The 21,972-nt window shown below is 60.1% G+C and carries 22 protein-coding genes; 10 read left to right on the top strand and 12 right to left on the bottom strand.

Annotated elements, in window-relative coordinates; translation table 11 throughout:
* Positions 1-339: 339 nt before the first annotated feature.
* The 7 genes from acpP to Mhypo_RS12955 all read right to left on the bottom strand — a co-directional run bounded on the left by acpP (position 340) and on the right by Mhypo_RS12955 (position 6,496).
* The gene (acpP, locus tag Mhypo_RS12985; RefSeq protein WP_119341717.1) at positions 340-573 is read right to left on the bottom strand and encodes an acyl carrier protein; all 234 of its coding nucleotides are present in this window, start codon (positions 571-573) and stop codon (positions 340-342) included.
* 89 nt (positions 574-662) lie between these two features.
* Entirely contained in the window at positions 663-1,400 is a 738-nt protein-coding gene (gene fabG / locus Mhypo_RS12980) for a 3-oxoacyl-[acyl-carrier-protein] reductase (RefSeq protein ID WP_119341716.1), read from the bottom strand.
* A 121-nt stretch (positions 1,401-1,521) separates the two neighbouring features.
* Positions 1,522-2,436, bottom strand: coding sequence for an ACP S-malonyltransferase (gene fabD, locus Mhypo_RS12975; RefSeq protein WP_119341715.1), 915 nt, complete (start codon positions 2,434-2,436; stop codon positions 1,522-1,524).
* A gap of 69 nt (positions 2,437-2,505) precedes the next feature.
* Positions 2,506-3,483, bottom strand: a complete 978-nt coding sequence (locus Mhypo_RS12970; RefSeq protein WP_119341714.1) for a beta-ketoacyl-ACP synthase III — start codon at positions 3,481-3,483, stop codon at positions 2,506-2,508.
* 250 nt (positions 3,484-3,733) lie between these two features.
* Positions 3,734-3,925, bottom strand: a complete 192-nt coding sequence (gene rpmF, locus Mhypo_RS12965; protein WP_119341713.1) for a 50S ribosomal protein L32 — start codon at positions 3,923-3,925, stop codon at positions 3,734-3,736.
* 87 nt (positions 3,926-4,012) lie between these two features.
* Entirely contained in the window at positions 4,013-4,771 is a 759-nt protein-coding gene (locus Mhypo_RS12960; RefSeq protein WP_119341712.1) for an SAM hydrolase/SAM-dependent halogenase family protein, read from the bottom strand.
* A gap of 228 nt (positions 4,772-4,999) precedes the next feature.
* Complete coding sequence (locus Mhypo_RS12955; RefSeq protein WP_119341711.1) at positions 5,000-6,496, bottom strand: tetratricopeptide repeat protein; 1,497 nt, start codon at positions 6,494-6,496, stop codon at positions 5,000-5,002.
* A gap of 114 nt (positions 6,497-6,610) precedes the next feature.
* Between Mhypo_RS12955 and Mhypo_RS12950 the strand changes: the two genes are divergently transcribed.
* From Mhypo_RS12950 to queA, 3 genes are all read left to right on the top strand, one after another.
* Complete coding sequence (locus tag Mhypo_RS12950; RefSeq protein WP_119341710.1) at positions 6,611-7,300, top strand: hypothetical protein; 690 nt, start codon at positions 6,611-6,613, stop codon at positions 7,298-7,300.
* A gap of 308 nt (positions 7,301-7,608) precedes the next feature.
* On the top strand, positions 7,609-8,184 hold the full coding sequence (locus Mhypo_RS12945; RefSeq protein ID WP_119341709.1) for a LabA-like NYN domain-containing protein: 576 nt from the start codon (positions 7,609-7,611) through the stop codon (positions 8,182-8,184).
* 146 nt (positions 8,185-8,330) lie between these two features.
* A complete protein-coding gene (gene queA / locus Mhypo_RS12940) occupies positions 8,331-9,350 on the top strand; it encodes a tRNA preQ1(34) S-adenosylmethionine ribosyltransferase-isomerase QueA (RefSeq protein WP_119341708.1) in 1,020 nt (339 codons plus the stop codon).
* Positions 9,351-9,624: 274 nt separating this feature from the next.
* Here the strand turns inward: queA and cysE are convergent, their stop codons facing one another.
* From cysE to Mhypo_RS12925, 3 genes are all read right to left on the bottom strand, one after another.
* The gene (cysE, locus tag Mhypo_RS12935; RefSeq protein ID WP_119341707.1) at positions 9,625-10,173 is read right to left on the bottom strand and encodes a serine O-acetyltransferase; all 549 of its coding nucleotides are present in this window, start codon (positions 10,171-10,173) and stop codon (positions 9,625-9,627) included.
* Between the two features lie 125 nt (positions 10,174-10,298).
* Complete coding sequence (locus Mhypo_RS12930) at positions 10,299-10,847, bottom strand: GrpB family protein (RefSeq protein ID WP_119341706.1); 549 nt, start codon at positions 10,845-10,847, stop codon at positions 10,299-10,301.
* A 2-nt stretch (positions 10,848-10,849) separates the two neighbouring features.
* The gene (locus Mhypo_RS12925) at positions 10,850-11,587 is read right to left on the bottom strand and encodes a YebC/PmpR family DNA-binding transcriptional regulator (RefSeq protein WP_119341705.1); all 738 of its coding nucleotides are present in this window, start codon (positions 11,585-11,587) and stop codon (positions 10,850-10,852) included.
* 362 nt (positions 11,588-11,949) lie between these two features.
* On the opposite strand from Mhypo_RS12925, the gene fabF reads away from it, so the two are divergent.
* The gene (gene fabF / locus Mhypo_RS12920; protein WP_119341704.1) at positions 11,950-13,179 is read left to right on the top strand and encodes a beta-ketoacyl-ACP synthase II; all 1,230 of its coding nucleotides are present in this window, start codon (positions 11,950-11,952) and stop codon (positions 13,177-13,179) included.
* A 634-nt stretch (positions 13,180-13,813) separates the two neighbouring features.
* Positions 13,814-15,001, top strand: coding sequence for a cysteine desulfurase-like protein (locus Mhypo_RS12915; protein WP_119341703.1), 1,188 nt, complete (start codon positions 13,814-13,816; stop codon positions 14,999-15,001).
* A gap of 61 nt (positions 15,002-15,062) precedes the next feature.
* On the opposite strand, the gene Mhypo_RS12910 is transcribed toward Mhypo_RS12915, so the two are convergent.
* Both Mhypo_RS12910 and Mhypo_RS12905 read right to left on the bottom strand, forming a co-directional pair.
* On the bottom strand, positions 15,063-15,299 hold the full coding sequence (locus Mhypo_RS12910) for a hypothetical protein (RefSeq protein ID WP_240637249.1): 237 nt from the start codon (positions 15,297-15,299) through the stop codon (positions 15,063-15,065).
* 123 nt (positions 15,300-15,422) lie between these two features.
* Positions 15,423-15,731 carry a hypothetical protein gene (locus tag Mhypo_RS12905; protein WP_119341701.1) on the bottom strand — a complete coding sequence of 103 codons (309 nt, stop codon included), beginning with the start codon at positions 15,729-15,731 and terminating at the stop codon, positions 15,423-15,425.
* A gap of 68 nt (positions 15,732-15,799) precedes the next feature.
* Between Mhypo_RS12905 and Mhypo_RS12900 the strand changes: the two genes are divergently transcribed.
* The 5 genes from Mhypo_RS12900 to Mhypo_RS12880 all read left to right on the top strand — a co-directional run.
* Positions 15,800-16,951 carry a deoxyguanosinetriphosphate triphosphohydrolase gene (locus Mhypo_RS12900; protein ID WP_119341700.1) on the top strand — a complete coding sequence of 384 codons (1,152 nt, stop codon included), beginning with the start codon at positions 15,800-15,802 and terminating at the stop codon, positions 16,949-16,951.
* A gap of 531 nt (positions 16,952-17,482) precedes the next feature.
* Positions 17,483-18,700 carry an aminotransferase-like domain-containing protein gene (locus tag Mhypo_RS12895; RefSeq protein WP_119341699.1) on the top strand — a complete coding sequence of 406 codons (1,218 nt, stop codon included), beginning with the start codon at positions 17,483-17,485 and terminating at the stop codon, positions 18,698-18,700.
* Positions 18,701-18,753: 53 nt separating this feature from the next.
* The gene (locus Mhypo_RS12890) at positions 18,754-19,416 is read left to right on the top strand and encodes a transposase family protein (RefSeq protein WP_119341698.1); all 663 of its coding nucleotides are present in this window, start codon (positions 18,754-18,756) and stop codon (positions 19,414-19,416) included.
* 41 nt (positions 19,417-19,457) lie between these two features.
* The gene (locus Mhypo_RS12885; protein WP_147075471.1) at positions 19,458-19,907 is read left to right on the top strand and encodes a DDE transposase family protein; all 450 of its coding nucleotides are present in this window, start codon (positions 19,458-19,460) and stop codon (positions 19,905-19,907) included.
* A gap of 229 nt (positions 19,908-20,136) precedes the next feature.
* Positions 20,137-21,972: proton-conducting transporter transmembrane domain-containing protein (locus Mhypo_RS12880; protein WP_240637248.1), on the top strand; the 1,836-nt coding region annotated here is incomplete at its 3' end.

Here is a 21,972-nt window from a genome sequence, read left to right as displayed (position 1 = left end):
CCAAGGGGCGGTATCGCCCTCCGCTACGCGGATAACTTCCAAGGGGCGGTATCGCCCTCCGCTACGCGGATAACTTCGGTCGGGTTAGTTCGTCACCCTTTGGTGACGAACTAACCGAATCTGGTATTACGCACCCGTGGGCCGGGCCCGACCCACGGGTGCTTGGGTTTGGAATTTCCGGACGGCGACTCTGGCCAGGATAAAGGATTTCTAGCCCTGGGGGACTCGATTTTTGTGAAGGGCGCTTTACCCTCCCAGAACCGCCTTTTTCTGTCTGGCAGGCGGTTGTATGCTAACCCGCCACATCAAATGGTCAAGCCGATTAAAGCAGGACAACCTTCAGGCTTGCTTGCTCTGGATAAAGTTGATCGCATCCTGTACGGTGCGGATCTTTTCCGCGTCTTCATCGGAGATTTCCAGACCAAACTTATCCTCCAGACCCATGATGAGTTCTACCGTATCGAGGCTGTCTGCGCCCAGGTCTTCGATAAAGCGAGCCTCAGGCACTACTTTGTCTGCGTCTACGCCCAGTTTGTCTACGATTACTTCTTTTACATCATCTAGGATAGCCATGCTTCAACCTCCATCGGTCAGGGTTTGCTCTACCGTGCGGGATTCTACCACATCAAAATTAGCACAGGGGCTTGCGTTGTCGGGCTGGTCTAGTGCGGGGTCATCCCGCCATCCACACACAGGGTCTGTCCATTGATATAAGCGGCATCGTCCGAAGCTAAAAAAGCTACTGCCTTGGCCACCTCCTCGGGCTGGCCTAAGCGCCCCGCGGGAATTTGTTTGAGGTATTCGGCCACCACGTTCTCCGGCAGCTTGGCGGTCATGTCCGACTCGATAAAACCTGGCGCCACTGCATTGACCGTGATGCCCCGGGTGGCGTATTCCTTGGCCACCGATTTGGTAAAGCCAATCAGGCCCGCCTTGGCCGCCACATAGTTGGCCTGGCCGGGGTTACCCAGAATGCCCACCACGCTGCTGATGTTGATCACCCGGCCCCATTTGGCCCGCATCATGAGTTTGATGGCCTCGCGGGTGGTGTGAAAGATGGCGCTCAGGTTGGTGGCGATAACGGTATCCCAGTCCTCGTCTTTCATGCGGATCAGCAGGGTATCGCGGGTAATGCCGGCGTTGTTGACCAGGACCTCGAGGCCCCCCAGGGCCATATTAGCATCCGCCACAAGCTTCTGAGCGGCCTGCGGGCTGCTCAGGTCGGCCCCCAGAACCACCACCTGGCTCGCACCAAGCTCCCTGGCTTCGGCAGCCGTAGCCTCGGCAGACGCCTGGTTGCCCGCATAGTGTACGGCCAGCGCATAACCCCGACGGGCCAGCTCGAGCGCAATAGCCTTACCGATTCCTCTCGAAGAACCTGTTACCAGCGCTTTTCGCATCGTTCCTCTCCTTTGTAGCCCAACAAACGCCAGCTCTGGCTGTCATTTTTGAACCTGTAGGCCCATGTCGCAGGTCTCATGTCGGGCAATCCAAAAAGGTATCTGCTCCATGCCAGAGGACCTACCTGACCACCGCCAGGTGCTCGGCAATCTCCCTCGGGTTTGTAAGGCTGCGGGCTTCAACCCCATCCAGCGTCCGCCCTACCAGACCAGTCAAGACCTTACCCGAACCGAACTCGAGGTAGGTCTTGACCCCCTTCTGCTTAAGATGTTGCAAAATTTCTACCCAGCGCACTGCATGGGTAATCTGCTCCAAAAGCAGTTCCCGAATCAGGGCAGGCCGGGTCTCGGGCTGGGCCAGCACATTGGAATAAACCGGAAAGCGGGGCGAATGCACTTCCACCTGGAACAAATCGGCGTGGAGACGATCCCGCGCAGGCCGCATCAACGAGGAGTGAAATGGAGCCGAAACCGGCAGGGGTATCACCCGGGCTTTGTGGCCCTTGAGCACCTCGGCGGCCTGGGCCACCCCCTTGGCAGTTCCGGAGATTACGGTTTGTTCGGGTGAGTTGTAGTTGGCTACTTCCACCCCGGCTATGCCGGCGGTGAGTTCCTGGATGGTCTGGGCCGACACCTTGAGCACCGCCGCCATCGCTCCTGCCCCCACCGGCACAGCCTCCTGCATGTACTCGCCGCGTTTACGTACCAGGCGCAAACCATCCTCCAGGCTCAGGGTTCCGGCTGCCACATGGGCCGTCCACTCGCCCAGGCTGTGGCCCGCCGCAAAATCGGGGGGAGGTCCACCGGCTTCCCGATAGGCCTCAAAAGCCGCATAACCCACGGCCAGCAAGGCGGGCTGCTGGTTCGCGGTTAGCTTGAGTTCTTCTTCGGGGCCTTCCCACATCAGCCGGAGTAATCCAGGCAGGGTCGCCTCAGCCCGATCCAGGGCCTCGCGGGCCGCCCTCGAGCCCTCGTACAAAGCCTTGCCCATACCGATTTCTTGCGACCCCTGGCCGGGGAACAACGCTGCAATCATTCCTCACCTCCATCTCAAAAACGGCGAAGCTGCACCGCAAACTCTGTTGGGAGCTTTCGGCATTCCGCCTCAATCCGGCTGCCACCAGGTCATCACACTGGCTGCCCAGGTCAGACCAGCGCCAAAGGTAACAAACAGAATGTGGTCGCCGTTGTGGATCTGGCCAGCATCCAGGGCCTCTTGCAGGGCGATGGGCATGGAGGCCGTAGATGTGTTGCCATAGCGGTCTACGTTGACCCAGACCTGCTCAGGAGGCAACCCCAGGCGCTCACGGGCGGCCTCGATGATACGGGCGTTGGCCTGGTGGGGAATCAGGTACTTGATGTCCTCGGGCTGGAGGCCGGCCTTCTCAATGGCCTCGAGGGTGGCCGTGTTCATCACCCGCACCGCGAACTTGAAAACCTCGCGCCCGTTCATGTAGGCGTACTGCCCCATAGGGCTGCCATCTGGCAGCTTGTCGGCAATACAACGCAACATGAGTTCCTTACCCCCCGAACCATCGGCCCCCAGCACAAACGACTTGAAGCCATAGCCTTCGGGCACCGGGCCAATCACTGCCGCCCCGGCCCCATCGCCAAACAGCACGGCAGTGGAGCGGTCGGTGTAGTCGAGGATTTTGGAGAGGGTCTCTGAACCAATGGTGAGCACCTTGCGGGCCAGACCACTCTGCACCATGGCGTGGGCCTGGGCAATGGCATAGCCCCAGCCGGGGCAGCCGGCCAGAAGGTCGTAGGCTCCCGCGTTCAGGCCAAAGCGGTTCTGCACCAGGGCCGCCGTAGCCGGGAAAAGAGCATCGGGGGTGTTGGTCGCCACAATTACCAGATCCACCCCCTCCAGGGCACTGCGCCCGTGGCGGCGAATCAAGTCTTCTACTGCCCGAAAAGCCAGGTGTGAGGTGAACTCCCCCTCAGCAGCCAGCCTCCGTTCACGGATACCGGTACGGCTGACGATCCACTCGTCGGAGGTGTCCAGAATCTTTTCGAAGTCGTGGTTGGTCATCACCCGCTCGGGAGCATAGGTGCCAAGGGCAAGGATACCGATATTCAACGTTGCCTCCTAAAACCGCCCATAAAGCTCTGGGCACTCCAACAAAGATAACACCCCAGCACACTTTCGTGCCGGGATGTGGCTTGAACCAAGTTCAGATGATGCGCTTGTTTCATCTTGAATCTAGAGGATTACCTCAGGGGATTTCCCCTGCCATCTGCCTAAATCAACGCCTGCCCTCAATGCACCGGAAAGACAGCACCCCAGACGGCAACTTCTGTTGGTCTGGGGTGCTGAAGAACTTGAGGACCTAGGCCCGGATTTCTAGAACCTTTTTCCCAGCGTAGTAACCGCAGCTATCGCAAACGGTGTGGGGGGGAATCATGGCCCCACAGTTGGCGCATTTGATGAGGGTGGGGGCCGTCAGGGTGGATACCGCAGCGCGGCGGATGTCCCGGCGGGACTTGGATACTTTTTTCTTGGGTACTGGGTGCTTGGCCATCTCAGGTCACTTCCTTTTGTAATGAACAACCCCGGCGGGTTGCTTCCGACAAACCGCTCTCCAATCTACAAGCTGAAGCCCAAAAGGTCAACCCAGCTCCACCTGGTCGCCCTGCTTGAGGCCGAGCTGTTCGCGGGCGTTGCCCAGGTGAATCGCAACCTCCAAAAGCCCCGCACTCCCCACATAAGCCAGGGCACTCCCTACCGGCACCTCGGCGTAGTGCGTGGCGACTGGTATGCGGTGGTAGCGGATGCGTACCGTTTTGCCGCGAATCTGGGCAGGCGTGGCCAGCAGGGTGGTGATGGCGTTACCAAAACGGTCAAAGGTCAGGATTTCGCCGTGGGTGCCAAAGTTCAGGTGAATGGGCAAATGTACAAGTTCGGATACCGGCAGTTCCGGGCCAAAGCGCGGAGGCTCAACCCCCGCCGCCAGGTGAGCGGCAACCGGTCCAAACACATCCCGCCCGTGGAAGGTAGCCGATTTGCGGGGCAGATGGTAGGCGGGGTTCTCCAGCAGATAGGCTTTCCGGGGCGGGTCTTGCAGATAGGCCAGGGTGAGGAGCCCGTTGTCCGGCGCCACATAGCAAAGCCGCTCCCCTACCACCAAGACTGCCCTGCGGCTCGAGCCCACCCCCGGGTCAACCACCGCCAGCACCACCGACTGCCGAGGTAGATAGGGCACCGACTCATACAAAATGTAACTAGCCCGGTTCAGGTCGCCGGGGGGAAGGTTATGGGCCAGGTCGTGCACGGCCACCCCAGGGGCGGTTTGTCGCATTACCGCCTTGACCACCGCGGCGTAGGGGTCAGCCAGACCAAAGTCAGATAGAAAGAAAATTTCCCGCATCTATCCGCAGTCTATCCAAAAAAATGTCGCAGGGCGCAGGTCAATCAGCTATCGGCCGTGGACTATCGGGTATTGACCACTCTGATCAATCTCACAATACAGGCGCTTTATCGCGTTTCCCACATTTACGCTACACGCGATACAGCGTAAATTACCCCACACGCATAGCTTCCAAAGGATGCTGTGTGGGGTATTCGTGGGAGGCCGCTCTAAGCCTTGGGCCCCACCTCAGCTACCCAGCAACGTGCGTGTAAGGGGCAGGTTGGCAATCAAAGCCAGTATCAGCCCAGCCAACACCCAGGCCGTAGCACCGGCCAGGGCCCCCTTTGTACGCATATAGAGCCATCCCAGGAAAAGGCTGGCCATCAGGAAGAAGACCGTTGGGCCGGGAATCGCCAGGGCAAACAGCACCGGGATCATGAAGTTGCTCAGCTCTTTGTAGCGCTCCTTAAAGACCGGATAACCCACTCCACGAATGACCAATTCCAGCAAGGCCAGCCCAAAAAAGATGGGGTACATGGTGCCCAGTCCGCTCAGCCCCAGGGGTTTGGCAATATAGGCATACAGAGCCAGCAAGGCCAGCAAAACCAGCCCCGCCCAGGTGCCCTCGACCCAGCTCGAGCGCGGCCCCAGGGCGTTTTGCATACCTTCTCGGCTGACATTCTGGTAAGCAATCAGGAGCGCAAATACGCCCAGCAGGAAATAGAATACCGGACGCACCACCTGACCCTGAAAAGGGGTGAACAGGGCCAGCAGGTTCTGGTAGAGAAGCTGTCCAATCCCCACAGCGGCCAGCCCTGCCAGCACCAGCGCCAGCATCAGCCACAGGTGGATGGAGCCGGGGCCAAAGCGTCGTTCGTTACCCATCTCCACCGTGCGCATGGGCTCGATGCGGCTCTCACCATAGAGCACCAGCCCCAGGTATATCAAAAACACCACCAACCAGGGCCAGACCTTGCCCAGCAGGTTGCTGGGCAGGCTCATCCTCGAGGACAACTGCCGCAAGACCAGCGAGCCCTTATCGAACTCGCCCAACCCGTAGTAGACCATCGCCAGCAGGCCCAGGGTTCGGGTGTAGTCACCTTCCAGGGGCCCCAGGCGGGGCAGAACTTCCTCGAGGGCCTCTGCTGCCGCACGGGTATCGCCCGATAGCCACATCAGACGGGCTTTGGCCAGTTGTTCTTTTGGGCTGTTACCTAACAAACCCAGCGCTTCCTGGGGGCGTCCCAGCCGCTCCGCCAGGCGGGCGGCACCCAGCCGGGCTTCCTCCGAAGCAGTCACCCGGCGGAAAGTGGCATAGGCCTCTTCGTAGCGGCCCAGCGCTTCGTTGATCTGGGCCCGCAACAGCACTGCCTCGGTGTTCAAACCGCGCGGTAGCCGGGCCAGAGCGTCGGCAGGGCGACCCTGCAAGAGCAGAAAACGAGCATCCAGCAGAGCTACTTCGGGGTCTTGCGGTGCGAGCTGGATCATCTGCTGAAGGAAAGGCTGGGCTGCGCCGGGGTTGTTTTCTTCCAGGTATATTCGCCCCAGCAGTTTGATGCTGGGCAGGTGGTTGGGGTCGGCCACCAGCGCAAGCTGGCAGGTGGCCCGGGCGCTATCCCGCACCCCCTGGTCGTACAGGGCCTTGCACTGGGTGTAGTAGCCCTCGGCCCCCAACTGGGCAAAAGCCGTGAACGCAAATAGGGCGATTCCCACGGCAAAAGGAACCGCTCGTAACGCTATCATGGGGGTAGTGTAACATGCCGGTGCAAAGTTCTTGCCCTCAGATGCACATCCGGTAGAATCCATGCCGTACGGTTGTCGGCTTTGGGCCGTTAAACCCCCAAGGAGGTTATAGGTATGAAGGGTCTGGTGCTTTCGCTGGTGCTGTTGTTACCTCTGGCTTTGGCGCAAAACGCCGGTGCAGTGGAAAAACTGGTGGATGAAGGGAAGTTTCAGGAAGCCTACGAAGCCGGCTTGCGCCTCGGCAGTGCCGAGGGACTGGTTCTGGCCGCCAAAGCAGCCAGCTACTATGCGGGCTACCAGGCCAAGGACAGCGAAAAAGCCGACTGGTTCGGCCGGGCCGAAGCCGCTGCCCGCCGGGCCATTCAAGCCGATAGCAACAATGCCGAGGCCTACTTTGAACTGGCCCGCGCCCAGGGCCGCCTTTCGCAATACCGGGGCATTCTGGAAAGCCTGGGGCTGGCCAGTGGCATTAAGGACAACCTGGACCGAACCCTCCGCCTGAACCCCCGCCATGCCGGGGCCAAGGTCGCGCTGGCTTTATGGCATCATTCGCTCATTTCCAAGAACGTGGGCTGGCTGTATGGGGCCAACGGCAACGTGATTATGCCGCTCTTTAACGAGGCCATTCAGCTCGAGCCCCAGACCATCATCCACAAGGTCGAGCTGGCCGGGGTACTGGCCGCCCAGGGCAAAAAGGAAGACGCTCGCAAGCAATACGAGGCCGCCCTGTCCATCGCCCCCAAAACCGCCGCCGACCGCTTTGACCAGGAGCGGGCCCGCCGGGAAATGGCGGCGTTACGCTAAAGCTAGCTGGAAGGACCTCTTCACCCAAAGCTCACCGGCTTATCCGAATCTATCCTGCGTGGCAAGGGATACCTCTGGCCGGGATAGCCTGCTCAGAGAATAGGCGCGTATCAGCCAACCGGCTACACCCGATCTCGGTTTTTTCTCTAGATGCGGGTGTAGCCTATCCCTCCCGCCATAAGAAGAGGGTAAACACCAGCCGATCATCCCAAATCCCAAAGAGCAACCTTTTGTGTTAGGGTTTTTGATACAATTTCGCTGGGCAATGCCCAGGTTTTACAGAATCTAACCTTTTTAGAGGAGCTTTCATGAACGACCCTTTTGGCCGTGTGCCAGGCTGGAGCCCCAATCAACGCGTAGGTCTGTTTGTAGATACCCAAAACCTCTACCACTCCGCCCGCGACTACTACGGGCAGAACGTCAACTTTGAAAGCCTGATGCGCTTTGCTATCGGTAACCGCCAGCTGGTGCGGGCCACCGCCTATGTGGTCGAGCGCGAACACGACACCTCGGCCTGGCCCTTCATCTACAAGCTCTCCACCATCGGCTTCCGGGTGCGGCGCATGAACCTGACCCTTAAGGAAACCACCGACGAAGGCAAGCCCATCTACGAGGGCAACTGGGATATGGGCATCGCCGCCGATATGGTACGCCTCATGCACACCCTGGATGTGGTGGTCCTGGGGAGCGGCGACGGCGACTTTGTGGACATTGTGGAGGTGCTGATGGAGCGGGGCATCCGGGTCGAGGTGATTGCCTTCAAGGAGACCACCTCGCAAAAGCTGATTGACGCCGTAGACCGCTTCATCCACCTGCCCGAAATCGAGAACGCCTTTGTGCCCAGCAAGGAGCGGGAACGGACCTTGATCCCCAGAGCTGAGTGAAATCCGCAATCATCGCTCTATCGCCAGTCAACCGCGTGTGTAAGCCCAAGCAGCAAAGCCATCGAGACTGTTCGAGTGGCCAGGCGAATGTGTGAACTTCTGCTCGGTTGCCTTATCGGCCTGAGACCTGCTGACAGTGACGTTGTATGAACCTCGAGGACTTCGACTACCACCTACCCCCCGAACTCATCGCCCAGAGCGGCGCCGAGCCCCGCGACGCATCGCGGTTGATGGTGATCCACCGCAGCACCGGCCAGATTGAGCACCGGATTTTCCGCGACCTGCCCGGCTACCTCCAGGCAGGCGATGTGCTGGTGCTAAACGAGAGCAGGGTGATTCCCGCCCGCACCTTTGCCACCAACCCATACGGCACCTTGCTCGAGGTCTTGCTGGTGCGAGAAATCCCCACCGATGCGGGATCGGGCGGATTGTGGGAGGCTCTGCTGAAACCAGCACGGCGGGCCAGGGTGGGCTCTGTGCTGACCTTTGCCGATGGCCTGCAGGCCATGGTGGAAGCCGTGGAAGAAGACGGCACCCGGCTGCTGCGCTTTGCGGGGAATGTGTGGGAGCACCTGGAAAACATAGGTAAGACACCCCTCCCCCCTTACATTCGAGCCTCGGTAGACCCGGAACGCTACCAGACCGTTTATGCCAAAACCCCCGGCTCGGTGGCCGCGCCTACCGCCGGGCTGCACTTCACCCCGGAGCTCCTGGACAGGATTCGGGGGCTGGGGGTCACCATCTGCTACGTCACCCTTCACGTGGGGCCGGGCACCTTCAAGCCGGTACAGGGCGACCCCAACCAGCACCACATGCACCTGGAGCCCTACGAGGTGCCCCGCCCTACCGCCCAGGCCATCAACCAGGCCAAGGCTGAGGGGCGACGTGTTATTGCTGTGGGAACCACAGTGGTGCGGACCCTCGAGACCGCCTGGAACGGTACGCAGGTTCGGGCCGGTGCAGGCGAGACCCAGCTTTTCATCCGTCCGGGGTTCCAGTATCACGTGGTAGATGCCCTCGTCACCAACTTCCACCTGCCCAAATCCACCCTGCTGATGCTGGTCTCGGCCTTTATGGGGCACGAACTCATGCAATGGGCCTACCAGACCGCCGTGGCTGAACGCTACCGGTTTTATAGCCTGGGAGACGCAATGTTGATTTTATAGGGGTCAGGGATAAAGGAACAGGGCTCAGGATTCCGGGAATTTATCGCGCTCTTCGCAGATACGGTTCCCCGCAAAACATAGAATGGGTTTGGACCAGGTTAGCCACGTAGTGGCAATGGCCCAGACCATCCCCTGGCAGGCCCATGTAATGCACTCAAAACGTGGGCCGGGCCCGGCTCGCAGGTGCTTGGGTTTCATGTTTCCAAGCGGACATTTTTCTGTCCAGGACAAAGCTTCCTTACAGCCGGATGAACCAAAATATGTACAGAGCGCTCTAGGCTTCGACGGGCTCGAGTTTGGACTCCCGAAAGATAATCTGAGCCGGGTTGCCAATCGCAGTTGCGCCAGGAGGCACCGGCTTGGTAACCACGGCCCCAGCCCCCACTTTGGCCCCATCCCCCACCACAATAGGCCCCAAAACCACCGCATGGGCTCCCAGCAACACCCCATTCCCTATGGTGGGGTGGCGCTTTTCCCGGGTAAAACCCGTACCCCCCAAAGTCACGCCGTGGTAGATCATCACATCGTCGCCTACCTCGGCGGTCTCGCCAATTACAATGCCCATGCCGTGGTCAATTACCACCCGGCGGCCAATGCGGGCGCCGGGGTGGATTTCGACCCCCGTGAGCATGCGGGTCAGGTGGGCCAGAACACGGGCTAGAAATTTGAAATTGGCCCGCCAGAGCCAGTGGTTGAGCCGGTGCATCCACAAAGCATGCATTCCGGGGCTAAAGAGGATGGCCTCGAGGGCACCCCGGGCAGCAGGGTCTCGCTCGAGCACAGCCTGCACATCTTCTCTGAGACGTTCGATCAATCGCATCATGGCTCAAAACCACAACCCACATTTTGCACGCGAGGGTCGGCCCGGCAAATCCTCCCGAACAGTCCAAGACTAGCCCACGTCTTTACCAGATGCTGTGAGCCGGTTGCCTATTTCACCAAAATACTTCACTTCGCACGGTTCTGCTCTCGAATGGAGTCCAGCTGATCCTCCTCAAAGCCAGTCTCCTTTAGCATGGCCAGGATCATATCGCTCTTGCCTTCAATATAGGCATCTATGTTGTAGGCGTGCTCTTGGGCCAGGCGCTTTTTGAGGGCACTGTAGGCCTTTACGGCCCCCGGGTGAGCCCGCAAATAATCCCGTAAGGCCAGATGATTGCGTAGCCCAGCACTATTCTGCAAGCATACATAAAGATGATGCAGCGGCAGGTGGGCTGGTTGATGAAAAGCCTCGCGGCCCAGGATGCCCAGGTTGCCCTGATGTGTGTAACCCAGAACCGCCAATCGCTCAATGGCCAGAGCGACATCGGCTTCAGTAGCCACCACCACGTCTATATCGATGATGGGTTTGGCGGCCAGCCCCGGCACCGAGGTACTGCCCACGTGCTCGATTCCCAGGGCAAAATCCTGCACGGCTTCCCAAAGCGGGGCCCGAAGCCGTTCAAAGACTTCAGGCCAGGTGGGGTCATAGTCCACCACCACGATGGCTTGGCGCATGCTCAAGCCTCTACCGAGATGTTCTCGAGGTTCAGGTTGGTGTACACGTTTTGCACGTCGTCAAGCTCTTCCAGCGCTTCTACCATGCGCAATACCTTTTCGGCCTCTTCCTGGCTCAAGCTTAGGGTGTTTTGGGGCACCATGGTGATCTCGGTGTCTTCTGGTTTGAAGCCCTTGGCCCTTAAAGCATTGGCTACCGCATAGACCTCTTGAGGGTCGGTGTAGACTTCCAAACCCTCCTCGCTTTCCTGGAGGTCGAGCGCCCCGGCCTCGATGGCCGCCTCCTGGGCTGCTTCGGTATTGGGTTCAATCCAGATATAACCCCGCCGGTCAAACTGCCACGAGACCGACCCCGTAGCCCCCAGGCTACCCCCGTGTTTGGTGAAAATGTGGCGCACCTCAGAGGCCGTGCGGTTTCTGTTATCCGAGAGGGCATTGACGATGATGGCTACACCGCCCGGCGCATAACCTTCGTAGACCACCTCTTCATAGTGACTACCTTCATCATCACCACCGGCCAGACGTTTCAGCAGGCGCTCAATATTGTCGTTGGGAACGTCTGCGTTTTTGGCGGCCTCAATCAGGTTGCGCAGGTTAACGTTGGCCGCCGGGTCTGCACTGCCCCCTGCTCTAGCCGCAGCCGCAATCAGACGCAGGTATTTGCTGACGATCTTTCCCTTCTTGAGGTCGTTGGCAGCTTTTTTGCGCTTAATTTGTGCCCATTTGCTATGGCCAGCCATAAATCACCGTTCCTTAGTATAAGCGAGCAGCACCAACTGAGAAAAGGCGCTTTTTGCTGTGGCCTATGCATGCAAGTTTCAGCAGAATCGCAGAATCTCTGACTGCGGAAGCCATGTCATGGTCACCTCTAAATCAGCAAACGAAGCATCAGGGTCAGTGCGTAAACCCCTGCAAAGCTTAGCTAAGTGCGCTTTAGGCAGCCAGTGTTACAAAAAATGCTTGTAGGCAGGCGAGCTGGCCGGGTATTAGGCCCCCACCTGGCTTCCCCCGTTTGGGGAGGAAGTAGAGGTTTTACTTTATGCACCGGCCCCGACGAAGCCTGAGCCTAGACCAACCGCATCGGTGCCCTATAATAGCCTTTATGCGTCGTGTCGTCGTCACCGGCCTTGGCCCGGTAGCCCCCAACGGCATTGGAGCCAAAGCCTTTCATGAAGCCCAGCTCCTGGGCAAGTCGGGCATCCGGCGAATCACCCAGTTCGATGCTTCGAACTACCCTGTCCAGATTGCTGGCGAGGTAGACGTCAACCCTGAGGAGTACATTGACAAGCGCGAACTGCGTCGCCTGGATCGTTTCACCCAGCTGGCCCTGATTGCCGGGCATCTGGCCTTGCAGGACTCGGGGCTAGAACTAGAAAAAGAAGACCGCACCCGAATCGGCACCCTTATCGGAACGGGCATCGGGGGCATGATTACCTGGCAGGAGCAGAGCAAGGTGCTCTTTGAGAAGGGCGGCACCCGCCTCTCCCCTTTCTTTATTCCCATGATGATTGCCAATATGGCCTCGGGCCAGCTGGCCATGAAATATGGCTTTATGGGTCCTTCCTCCACGGTGGTCACTGCCTGCGCCACAGGTTCGGACGCGATTGGCAACGCCTTTCGGGTTATTCAACTGGGTGAGGCCGATATCATGCTCACCGGCGGCACCGAAGCGGTGGTGACCGAGATGGCCATCGGGAGCTTCGGGGTCATGCGGGCCCTCTCGACCCGCAACCACGAGCCCGAGAAAGCCAGCCGCCCCTTTACCCTAAGCCGCGATGGTTTTGTGCTGTCCGAGGGGGCAGCGGTCCTGGTGCTGGAAGAGTACGAGCGGGCCAAGGCCCGGGGCGCCAAAATATATGCCGAGCTGGTAGGGTTTGGTCGCAGTGCCGACGCCCACCACATCACCGAACCGCACCCCGAGGGCGCTGGTGCAGCCCTGGCCATGCGGGCTGCTCTCAAAGACGCCCAGGTTAGCCCCGAGCAAGTAGGTTACATCAATGCTCACGGCACCTCCACGCCCGTGGGCGACAAGGCCGAGACCCTGGCCATCAAAAAGGTTTTTGGCGACCACGCCTACAAGCTCTCGGTCTCCTCTACCAAGAGCATGATTGGGCACCTGCTAGGGGCAGCGGGGGCCATCGAGGCCATTGCCAGCGTGCAGGCCCTGCTGAGCGGAGTGCTACCCCCTACCATCAACCTGGACGACCCAGACCCCGAGCTCGACCTGGATTACGTGCCCAACACCCCCAAAGAAAAGCAGGTGCAGTATGTCCTCTCCAACTCCTTTGCATTTGGCGGCATGAACGCCACGCTCCTGTTCAAGCGGGTTTGAGCCTGGGTTCTAAATACATTGTCGCTTATACCGGATTCAAAAAGACAGTTTACATAACCAAAAAACCCCATAGGTTGTCTTTTTGAATCCTAGAGCACTCCCCTCCCTTGAGTACCGGCGCTAGCCGGGGGCCGATGGCCCTTCACTGTCGGTCGGCGAAGAAAGCGTCTCCCTTCCAAGGGGCGGTATCGCCCTCCGCTACGCGGATAACTTCGGTCGGGTTGACTTGTTACCGAATGGTAACGAATCAACCGAATCTGGTATTAGATATCTGTTCAGCTACATTCAATAGTGGCTCCATTGAAGGGCTACATCAAGACCTGCTGTTTCAGCAACTAAAGCTTCTGTTGTTCCTCCCCAACTATGGAGGTAGGGGTTAGGTGGGGTTGCTGACTTGCGCCTTCACTCAACCTGCCGATTCAGGGCCTGGCCGAATATCCGCCCCCCGCCCTCCCTACGTGGCAGGGAGCGGGCCCAGAGTCCATCACACACAGAAAGAATAGAGATGTACAGGCGTTTATGCGACTGTGTACTACTTCCTGGCCGCTGTGTTCTACATGCCTACCCACTGATTTGCTCGAGCAGGTTTAGATGCGCTTTTTGGGGAGACAAAACATAAGCTATAGAATCAGGCATGCTAATTCAGACCCACTTCCCCGCACTGGCCAACGGCTTTAGCTTTTTGGATAACGCCGCTGGAGCCCAGGTGCCCAAGCAGTGTATCGAGGGCATCACACAGTTTCTGGCGACCTCGAGCTGCAACGTGGGCATGCCCTACCCCGGCTCTCGGGCAGCAACCCGGGTGCGCGAGCGGGCTCGAGAAGAAACCGCGGCCTTTTTCAACTGCAAGCCCACCGAAGTGGCCATTGGCCCAAGCGCCACTGCGCTTACCTTCATCCTCTCGAGGGCCTTTTCGCGGCTCTTTAGCGAGGGCGACGAGGTGGTGATTTCGGAGCTCGAGCACGAAGCCAACGCCTCGCCCTGGCGCAACCTGCAAGAAAAGGGGGTGCAGCTGCGGGTCTGGAAAGCCCGCTGGGACAAGGGCGGCCGGCTAGAACCCGCCGACCTGAGCGCCCTGGTCTCGCCCAGAACGAAGCTGGTGGCCGTTACCGCAGCGGCCAACTCACTGGGCACCACCCCAGACGTGGCCGCCGCCGCAGAGATTGCCCATTCGGTAGGGGCCTGGTGCATCACCGACCTGGTGCACTATAGCCCCCACCACCTACCCGATGTTCGGGCTATGGGGGTGGACATGGCCTTTTTCTCGGCCTACAAGGTGTTTGGCCCGCACCTGGCCTTCCTCTATGTGCGTGAGGAGCTTATTGCCCAGTTGCCCACCGATAAGCTCTGGTTCATTCCCGAGGATAGCCTGCTCAAGTTCGAGCCCGGCACCAACAACCACGAAGGGCTGGCCGGCTGGTTGGGTACGCTGGCCTACCTGCGGGATGAGCTGGGCGGAGGGAAGCCCGGGCGCGAAGGTTTAATAGAGGCATATCAGCAGATTGAGGCCCTCGAGCAACCCTTGCTCGAGCAAGCCCTCGAGCGCCTGCAACAGATTCCAGGCCTGAAGCTCTACGGAATGCCCTCCCCCAGGGGCCGGGTAGGAACGTTTTGCTTCAACCTGGAGGGGCAGCCCCCGCTTCGGGTGGCCGAACGCCTGGCCCAGGTGGGGGTAGGGGTCGCGGCGGGGCACTACTACGCCACCATGCCCATGCAAGCCCTGGGCCTGTGGCCTGACGGCGCTATTCGGGCCTCCATCGCTCACTACACCACCCAGACCGACCTGGACAAGCTAATTGCAGGATTAAAGGGCAGCGACTGAACTGCCCGTAGCCTCTCCAACGAGCTGCTATCGGTGGGTATGGACTTACAGACACTTACACTTACGGACAAAGCGTCCAGACCGTGTCTTTTTCCAGCATCAAGGAGCGGCTGAAGCGCAGGTGGCCTGGCTGGCCGGGCTGGGTGCCCTCGGCACGCAGTTCGTAGCGGCCTTCGCGCAGGCCGGGGAAGAGCCTCGAGCCCCGCACGGTTCCGATAAACTCACCATTGATATAAAAGAACACCGTTTGGTTGGGGCCGCTGCACTGGTTCTGGATGATGAGATCGAACCGTCGCACATTGCTTTGTTGCGCAGGAACACAGGCTGCGAGCAGCAGAATGAGGATTAGTAAGCAAATTCGCGACATCAAGACCTTGATACCTCGAGCCCGGGCAAATTACATGAGGGCTCAGCGCGCAAACTACCCGCAAAGCCGCCAGACTTCGTCTTTTTCCAGGCGGATGGTTTTGAAAAGCGAGGGGCTGTTGCCCAGCACCGGGGTAGCTTTGAAATCGGCGCTACCTGCCGGCAGTGAGAGGAAGGTACGGGGTTCGCCCTGTACCTGGCCTAAAATCACGTTGTTGCGGTAGATAAAAACGGTGCGGTAGGTGCCCTGGCAACGGCTGTTATCTACCGTCAGATTGAAGCTACTCGGACGCAGTGCTCCCGGAGCGCACGCCGACAATACCACCATCCATCCCAGCAAGAGCCAGTAAAAGCGCATGTCCATCACCCCCGCAGTATTTCACAACAAGCTGTCGGTTTGTCGGTAAAGGGCGCCAAGCGTAGACTGAGTACATGCTATTCGAGCGCGCCTACCTCGAGGCCCTCGAGGCCCAAACCCTGGCTCCCTACGCGGTCAAGTCGAGCGAGAGCCGCGGGCGAGAGCATCCCGAGCCCGAGTCGCGCTACCGCACCCCCTTCCAGAAAGACCGAGACCGGGTCAACCACACCACCGCTTTCCGGCGGCTCCAGTACAAAACCCAGGTCTTTGTGAACTTCGAGGGCGACTATTACCGCACCCGCCTGACCCACACCCTGGAGGTGGCCCAGGTGGCCCGCTCCATCGCCCGTGCGCTGGGGTTGAACCAGGAACTCGCCGAGACCATCGCCTTTGCCCACGACCTGGGGCACCCCCCCTTTGGCCACTCGGGCGAGGCCGTGCTGGACGGGTTGATGCAGGGACACGGCGGCTTCGACCACAACAAACAGTCCATGCGCATCGTGACCTACCTCGAGCAGCGCTATCCGGGCTTTCGGGGCCTCAACCTATGCTGGGAGACCCGCGAGGGCATTGTCAAGCACGAGACCCGTTACGACCTCCCCGACGCCGAAGGCTACGAGCCCCACCTGCGCCCCAGCCTCGAGGCCCAGATTGTAAATCTGGCCGACGAGATCGCCTACAACGCCCACGACCTCGACGACGGCCTGCGCGCAGGGCTATTGCAGCCCGGCCAGCTTTGGGAGGTGGAGCTGCTGCGCGACCTGCTGGGCGAGCTCGGCCTGCACCCCGACCGCTTCGACGAGATGGGGCGCCGGGTCTTCATCCGCGAGCTATTGGGGCTCATCATCACCGACACCATCCACGCCACCCATGCGCTTTTGCAGCAGCACCAGATTGAAAGCCTCGAGGCCGTCCGCCGCCACCCAGCCCCCCTGGCGGTTTATTCGGAGGGCCTGACCCAGCAGCTCGACATACTGCGGGAGTTTTTGTACGCCAACCTCTACCGACATTACTACGTGGTGCGACAGGTGGGCAAGTCGCGCTTTGTGCTGGAAAAGCTCTTCGATGCCTATATCCACGACCCCGCCGTCCTGCCCCCCCAGGTTCAGCAAGCCGGCGAGACCGAGGGCCTCTACCGTGCGGCCTGCGACTACATCGCCGGCATGACCGACCGCTTTGCCCTCGACGAGTACGCCCGCCTCTTCGAGCCGGAGTTTCACCGCTGAAAGCGCGGCCCAGGGCCAAAAGCTGAGGGCTCCAATCGCGTTTCCCACAAACACTCCACACGCGATGCGGAATGTTTTACCCAGAACAGCAAAACCCGCTTGTTCTGGGTATTCGTGGGAACCGCTCAAGGCTTTCAATACCGGATTCAAAAAGACAGTTTACATAACCAAAAACCCCATAGGCTGTCTTTTTGAATCCTAGAGCACACCCCTCCCTTGAGTACCGGCGCTAGCCGGGGGCCGATGGCCCTTCACTGTCGGTCGGCGAAGAAAGCGTCTCCCTTCCAAGGGGCGGTACCGCCCTCCGCTACGCGGATAACTTCGGTCGGGTTAGTTCGTCACCCTTTGGTGACGAACTAACCGAATCTGGTATAAGGTACGCCCCGAAGAAGTTTTCCTGCCCTTGGTGCTCGACCCTCGACCCAAAGCGGCTTCATCGGCTCAAGCGATGCAACCTTACGCCCCCTTTCATTCAATGCATTTGCGGCAGAAACTATACAAAGCGTCATATTTGCAGAGTAGACTGAACGTGTGGACAACCTCGAAAGTTACTATCAAAGTCGTTTTGCGGCCCGCACCCAGCGCATCCAGGCCTCGACCATCCGGGAAATCCTTAAGCTCACCACCCAGCCAGGGTTTATCAGCTTTGCGGGGGGGCTGCCCGCCGCCGACCTGTTCCCCATCGAGCGCATCGCCGAGGCCACCCAGCGCATCCTGCAAGCGCACGGCGCTCAGGCCTTGCAGTACAGCACCACCGAGGGCTACCTGCCCCTGCGGGAGTGGGTTGCAGGCCGGATGCCGGGCGCTACCCCGGAGCACGTGCAAATTGTTTCCGGCTCGCAGCAGGGCCTCGACCTCATCGGTAAGGTCTTCATTGACCCCGGCTCTAAGGTGCTGGTAGAGGCGCCTACCTATCTGGGGGCCCTGAGCGCTTTCAACCCCTACGAGCCCGAATACATCTCGGTCGGCATGGACGAGGAGGGGCTCCAGCTCGACGAACTCGAGGCCGCCCTCAAGGCCCACCACTTCAAGTTCATGTACGTGCTGCCCACCTTTCAGAACCCCTCTGGCCGCCTGATGGGCCTGGAGCGGCGCAAGGCCATCGTGGAGCTGGCGAGAAAGTACCAAACCCCCATCCTGGAAGACGACGCCTACGCTGAGCTCTACTTTAGCGGCAAACCCCTGCCCACCCTCTACGCCCTCGACCAGGAACTCGGCGGGGGCAATGTGGTCTACCTCTCCACCTCCTCCAAAACCCTGGCCCCAGGGCTGCGGGTGGCCTGGGTGGTGGGGCCCAAGCCGGTCATCCAGAAGATTGTGTATGCCAAGCAAGGGGCCGACCTGCACACCCCCACCCTCAACCAGATGCTGGTCTACGAGCTGGTGCGGGATGGCGAGTGGTTCCAGGCGCAGATTGGCAAGATTCGCCATACCTACCAGACCCGGCGCACCTGGATGCTCGAGGCCCTGCAAAAGTACATGCCCGAGGACATCGGCTGGATTGTGCCGGAAGGGGGCATGTTCTTCTGGCTCACTGCGCCTGCGCAGCTGGACAGCCTCGAGCTCCTCAAGCAAGCCGTAGAAGAGAAAATGGCCTTTGTGCCAGGCCAGCCTTTCTATGCCGATGGCAGCGGCAAGAATACCCTCAGACTCTCGTACTCGAGCGCTTCTCACGAGCAAATCGCAGAAGGCATCAAGCGCCTGGGCCGGGCGGTACACAAAATGCTGGGTCGGGAGCCGGTGGTGTAGCCTGGAGTTTTTGAGCATCTATTGTTGGGAAGCAGGCTTTTATCATATGCAGTATGGACGAAACCCCAAGGATACCCAGCCCCATTCCTTACCTGATGCAAGTACCTGACCTGCGGGCACACAACACCACCTACGACTGGCGGATGTTATTCATGCTGGTACTGATGGCCCTGGGCAGCGGACGCACCAACATCCTGGCGATCGCCCAGTGGATAGAGGATCAGCGGGACTGGCTGTTGGCCCTGGGGTTTGGCAGAAGAAAAACCGGTACGGCCCTGCCTGCCCAGGCCACTATCTACCGCTTCTTGTGGGCCCTGGAGCAGCAAGCAGTGGCCCTGGAAAAGGCCCTGCAGCTATGGGCCAGGGATGTGCTGCGCGCCTTGGGTCAACACCAGGAAGGGGGACTGCTGGAGGTCAGCCTGGATGGCAAACACCTCAAGGGTAGCGCACGGGGTGGCACAGGGGATAAAGCCATCGTACTGGTCTCGGCTTATCTGAGCCGGTTGGGGCTGAGCCTGTTGCAGAGCAAAGCGGCCGGGGATGAAGCGGGGGCGGGTCGTTGCTTGATGATGGAGGTGGGGGCTGATCTGGCCGAGGCCAAGATTCCCTGGGTGTTGACCGGTGACGCGGCCTATACGGAGGCCCATACGGCCAAGGTCGTCTTGCAAAAGGGGGGCACTACTTCCTCCATCTCAAGGACAATCAGGCGGAGCTGAAGGATTGGGCAGCGCACCTGCTGCAGTACCCGCCGGACGATGTGTACTGCTACCACCAGGTACGTAGCGGCGCACTGTGGGTTTGGCGGGTTCGTACCACCGCGCAAATCCCACCTGACCCTGCGCTAGCCTTTCCTGGTCTGCAACAGATGGTCGAAATCCACCGCCACAAGACCCACAAACGCACCGGTGAAGTCTGCGAGGAAGCCCATCTGGCTATTACCAGCCTCAGCCCTGCACAGGCGGATGCTGCCAGCCTGGCGGGCATTGGCCGGGGTCACTGGGCCATCGAGAACAGGCTCCACCACAAAAGAGATACCGTCCTGGGTGAGGATGCCTGTCGCACCCGCAAAGCGGCCCAGTCCCTCGCCGCTCTGCGCAACCTTCTGCTGAGTTTCCTACACCAGCTCACCACCCCTGTGCTTCGCAGTGTTCGTAGCTTCTCCACCAATCCCATGCCCCTCTATCGCTGGCTTAGTGGGTGTATATGATAAGAGCCTGGTTGGGAAGGTAAAGATTTGCCGCCCGATTTGTGCTTGTAATACACTGATGTAAAGTTTGCTGCTCAGGCAGCAGGAGTGCAGCCTCCGGTAGCTGCAAGGGTGGAGACGGGCAACTGTCTCCGCTCTTTGTTGTGTCAGGGTAGACTGTTCAGCGTCAGCTTGGTTGAGGAACTCGCATATGATAATCGCGGTTATATCAGCTTTTTTGGGTGCCCTTTTGGCGCCGCTCCTGTACCGCAGGTTAGGTAGCCTTGCAGGCTGGGTGCTGGCTCTGTTGCCCCTGGGCCTTACGGTGTACTTTGCCAGCCTGCTTCCCGCCGTAGTAGCAGGCCATACCGTACGACATAGCGCAGCCTGGGTGCCCACGCTCTCAGTCAACTTTTCCTTTTACCTCGATGGGCTTTCCCTGCTCTTTGCCCTGCTCATCACCGGCATCGGCACCTTCATCGTGATTTATTCCGGCGGCTACCTGAAAGGCCACCCGGATTTGGGCAAGTTCTACCTGACCATTCTGCTCTTCATGGCCTCCATGCTGGGGCTGGTGCTGGCCGATAACATCGTGACCTTGTTTGTGATGTGGGAGCTGACCAGCCTTACCTCCTACCTGCTGATCGGCTTCTACCACAGCGAGTTTCGCTCGCGCCGGGCCGCCACTCAGGCCCTGTTTGTCACGGCGGGGGGTGGGCTGGCCTTGCTGGCCGGGCTCATTTTGCTGGCAGGCATGGGTGGCTCCTGGGAAATTTCCGAGCTGCTGGGCAAAGGCGAGGTACTGCGGGCGCATCCTCTGTACCTTCCCGCCCTGGTGCTGGTGCTTTTGGGGGCCTTCACCAAATCGGCCCAGTTCCCCTTTCACTTCTGGCTGCCCAACGCCATGGAGGCCCCCACGCCGGTCTCGGCCTACCTGCACTCGGCCACCATGGTCAAGGCCGGGGTGTACCTGCTGGCCCGGCTCCAGCCGGCCCTAGGCGGCAGCGAGGTCTGGAGCGCAGCCCTCATGACCTTTGGACTGGCCACCCTGCTCACCGGGGCCACCCTTACCTTCCGCCACACCGATCTCAAGCGCCTGCTGGCCTACTCCACCGTAGCCGCGCTGGGGGCGTTGGTCTTTGCCATCGGGATGGTACCCCTTACCGACCATTACGCAGCCATGGGCTTCGCCACCTTCCTGCTGGCCCACTCGCTCTACAAGGGGGGGCTTTTCATGGCGGCGGGGGCGGTGGACCACGAGGCCGGCACCCGTGATATCAACCAGCTTTCGGGCCTCTTTCGGGTGATGCCCGTTACGGGGGTAGCGGTGGTGCTGGCTGCGCTCTCGCTGGCGGGGCTGCCGCCGGTGCTGGGCTTTATTGGCAAGGAGGTGCTCTACCTGGCCTCGTTGCAGGCCGCGCCGGTCTGGATGATTGGGCTGGCGGTGCTGGGTTTTGCGGTGGGGGCCATGCTGGCCCTGATCCTGGTGGTGCCTTTCTTTAGGGGCAAACCGCCCGAAGAGGTGCACGAGGGGCCTCCTAGCCTCTGGCTGGGGCCCTTGGTATTGGCGGGGCTGGGGCTTCTAGTAGGGCTTTTCCCAGGGCTCTACAACCCCCTGGCCGAGGCCGTGGCCAGCGCGGTGAAAGGCAAGGCCGTTGCGTACCATCTGAAGCTCTGGCCAGGGTTCAACCTGGCCCTGCTCCTGAGCCTGCTGACGGTTGCGGTGGGGGTGGGGCTATACTTCCTGTACCCACGGCTACAAGCCTGGATGGCCCAGGACCCCATCCCCGGCCCCGAGAACGGCTATGTGGCCTTGCTGCGGGGGCTCTTGCGACTGGCGGCTTTTGTGGAGCGGCTTTTGCAAAGCGGTTCGCTGCGGGCCTACCTGGTCTGGGTTTTTGCGGGCCTTACGGGGCTGGTGGGGCTGGCGTTTTTGCGGGGCGGGGCGGTTTTCTGGCCGGGAGGAGCCTCGAGCCCCCCTCCAGCCCAGGTACTCTTGCTAGCCTTGATGCTATTGGGGGCTGTGCTAGCGCTGCGGTTGCGCTCGCACCTGGCCATGGTGGTGGGGGTGGGCATCGTGGGGGCT

The sequence above is a fragment of the Meiothermus hypogaeus genome (assembly GCF_003574035.1).
Classification (GTDB): Bacteria; Deinococcota; Deinococci; order Deinococcales; family Thermaceae; genus Meiothermus; species Meiothermus hypogaeus.
The sequence above is the reverse complement of the archived record's forward strand: the minus strand, read 5'-3'. Positions and strand labels throughout refer to the sequence as shown.

Bases quoted from the DNA above. Each gene is read 5' to 3' on its own strand.
- acpP (WP_119341717.1), bottom strand. From the start codon at position 573: ATGGCTATCCTAGATGATGTAAAAGAAGTAATCGTAGACAAACTGGGC.
- fabG (WP_119341716.1), bottom strand. From the start codon at position 1,400: ATGCGAAAAGCGCTGGTAACAGGTTCTTCGAGAGGAATCGGTAAGGCT.
- fabD (WP_119341715.1), bottom strand. From the start codon at position 2,436: ATGATTGCAGCGTTGTTCCCCGGCCAGGGGTCGCAAGAAATCGGTATG.
- rpmF (WP_119341713.1), bottom strand. From the start codon at position 3,925: ATGGCCAAGCACCCAGTACCCAAGAAAAAAGTATCCAAGTCCCGCCGG.
- Mhypo_RS12960 (WP_119341712.1), bottom strand. From the start codon at position 4,771: ATGCGGGAAATTTTCTTTCTATCTGACTTTGGTCTGGCTGACCCCTAC.
- Mhypo_RS12955 (WP_119341711.1), bottom strand. From the start codon at position 6,496: ATGATAGCGTTACGAGCGGTTCCTTTTGCCGTGGGAATCGCCCTATTT.
- Mhypo_RS12950 (WP_119341710.1), top strand. From the start codon at position 6,611: ATGAAGGGTCTGGTGCTTTCGCTGGTGCTGTTGTTACCTCTGGCTTTG.
- Mhypo_RS12945 (WP_119341709.1), top strand. From the start codon at position 7,609: ATGAACGACCCTTTTGGCCGTGTGCCAGGCTGGAGCCCCAATCAACGC.
- queA (WP_119341708.1), top strand. From the start codon at position 8,331: ATGAACCTCGAGGACTTCGACTACCACCTACCCCCCGAACTCATCGCC.
- cysE (WP_119341707.1), bottom strand. From the start codon at position 10,173: ATGATGCGATTGATCGAACGTCTCAGAGAAGATGTGCAGGCTGTGCTC.
- Mhypo_RS12930 (WP_119341706.1), bottom strand. From the start codon at position 10,847: ATGCGCCAAGCCATCGTGGTGGTGGACTATGACCCCACCTGGCCTGAA.
- Mhypo_RS12925 (WP_119341705.1), bottom strand. From the start codon at position 11,587: ATGGCTGGCCATAGCAAATGGGCACAAATTAAGCGCAAAAAAGCTGCC.
- fabF (WP_119341704.1), top strand. From the start codon at position 11,950: ATGCGTCGTGTCGTCGTCACCGGCCTTGGCCCGGTAGCCCCCAACGGC.
- Mhypo_RS12915 (WP_119341703.1), top strand. From the start codon at position 13,814: ATGCTAATTCAGACCCACTTCCCCGCACTGGCCAACGGCTTTAGCTTT.
- Mhypo_RS12905 (WP_119341701.1), bottom strand. From the start codon at position 15,731: ATGGACATGCGCTTTTACTGGCTCTTGCTGGGATGGATGGTGGTATTG.
- Mhypo_RS12900 (WP_119341700.1), top strand. From the start codon at position 15,800: ATGCTATTCGAGCGCGCCTACCTCGAGGCCCTCGAGGCCCAAACCCTG.
- Mhypo_RS12890 (WP_119341698.1), top strand. From the start codon at position 18,754: ATGGACGAAACCCCAAGGATACCCAGCCCCATTCCTTACCTGATGCAA.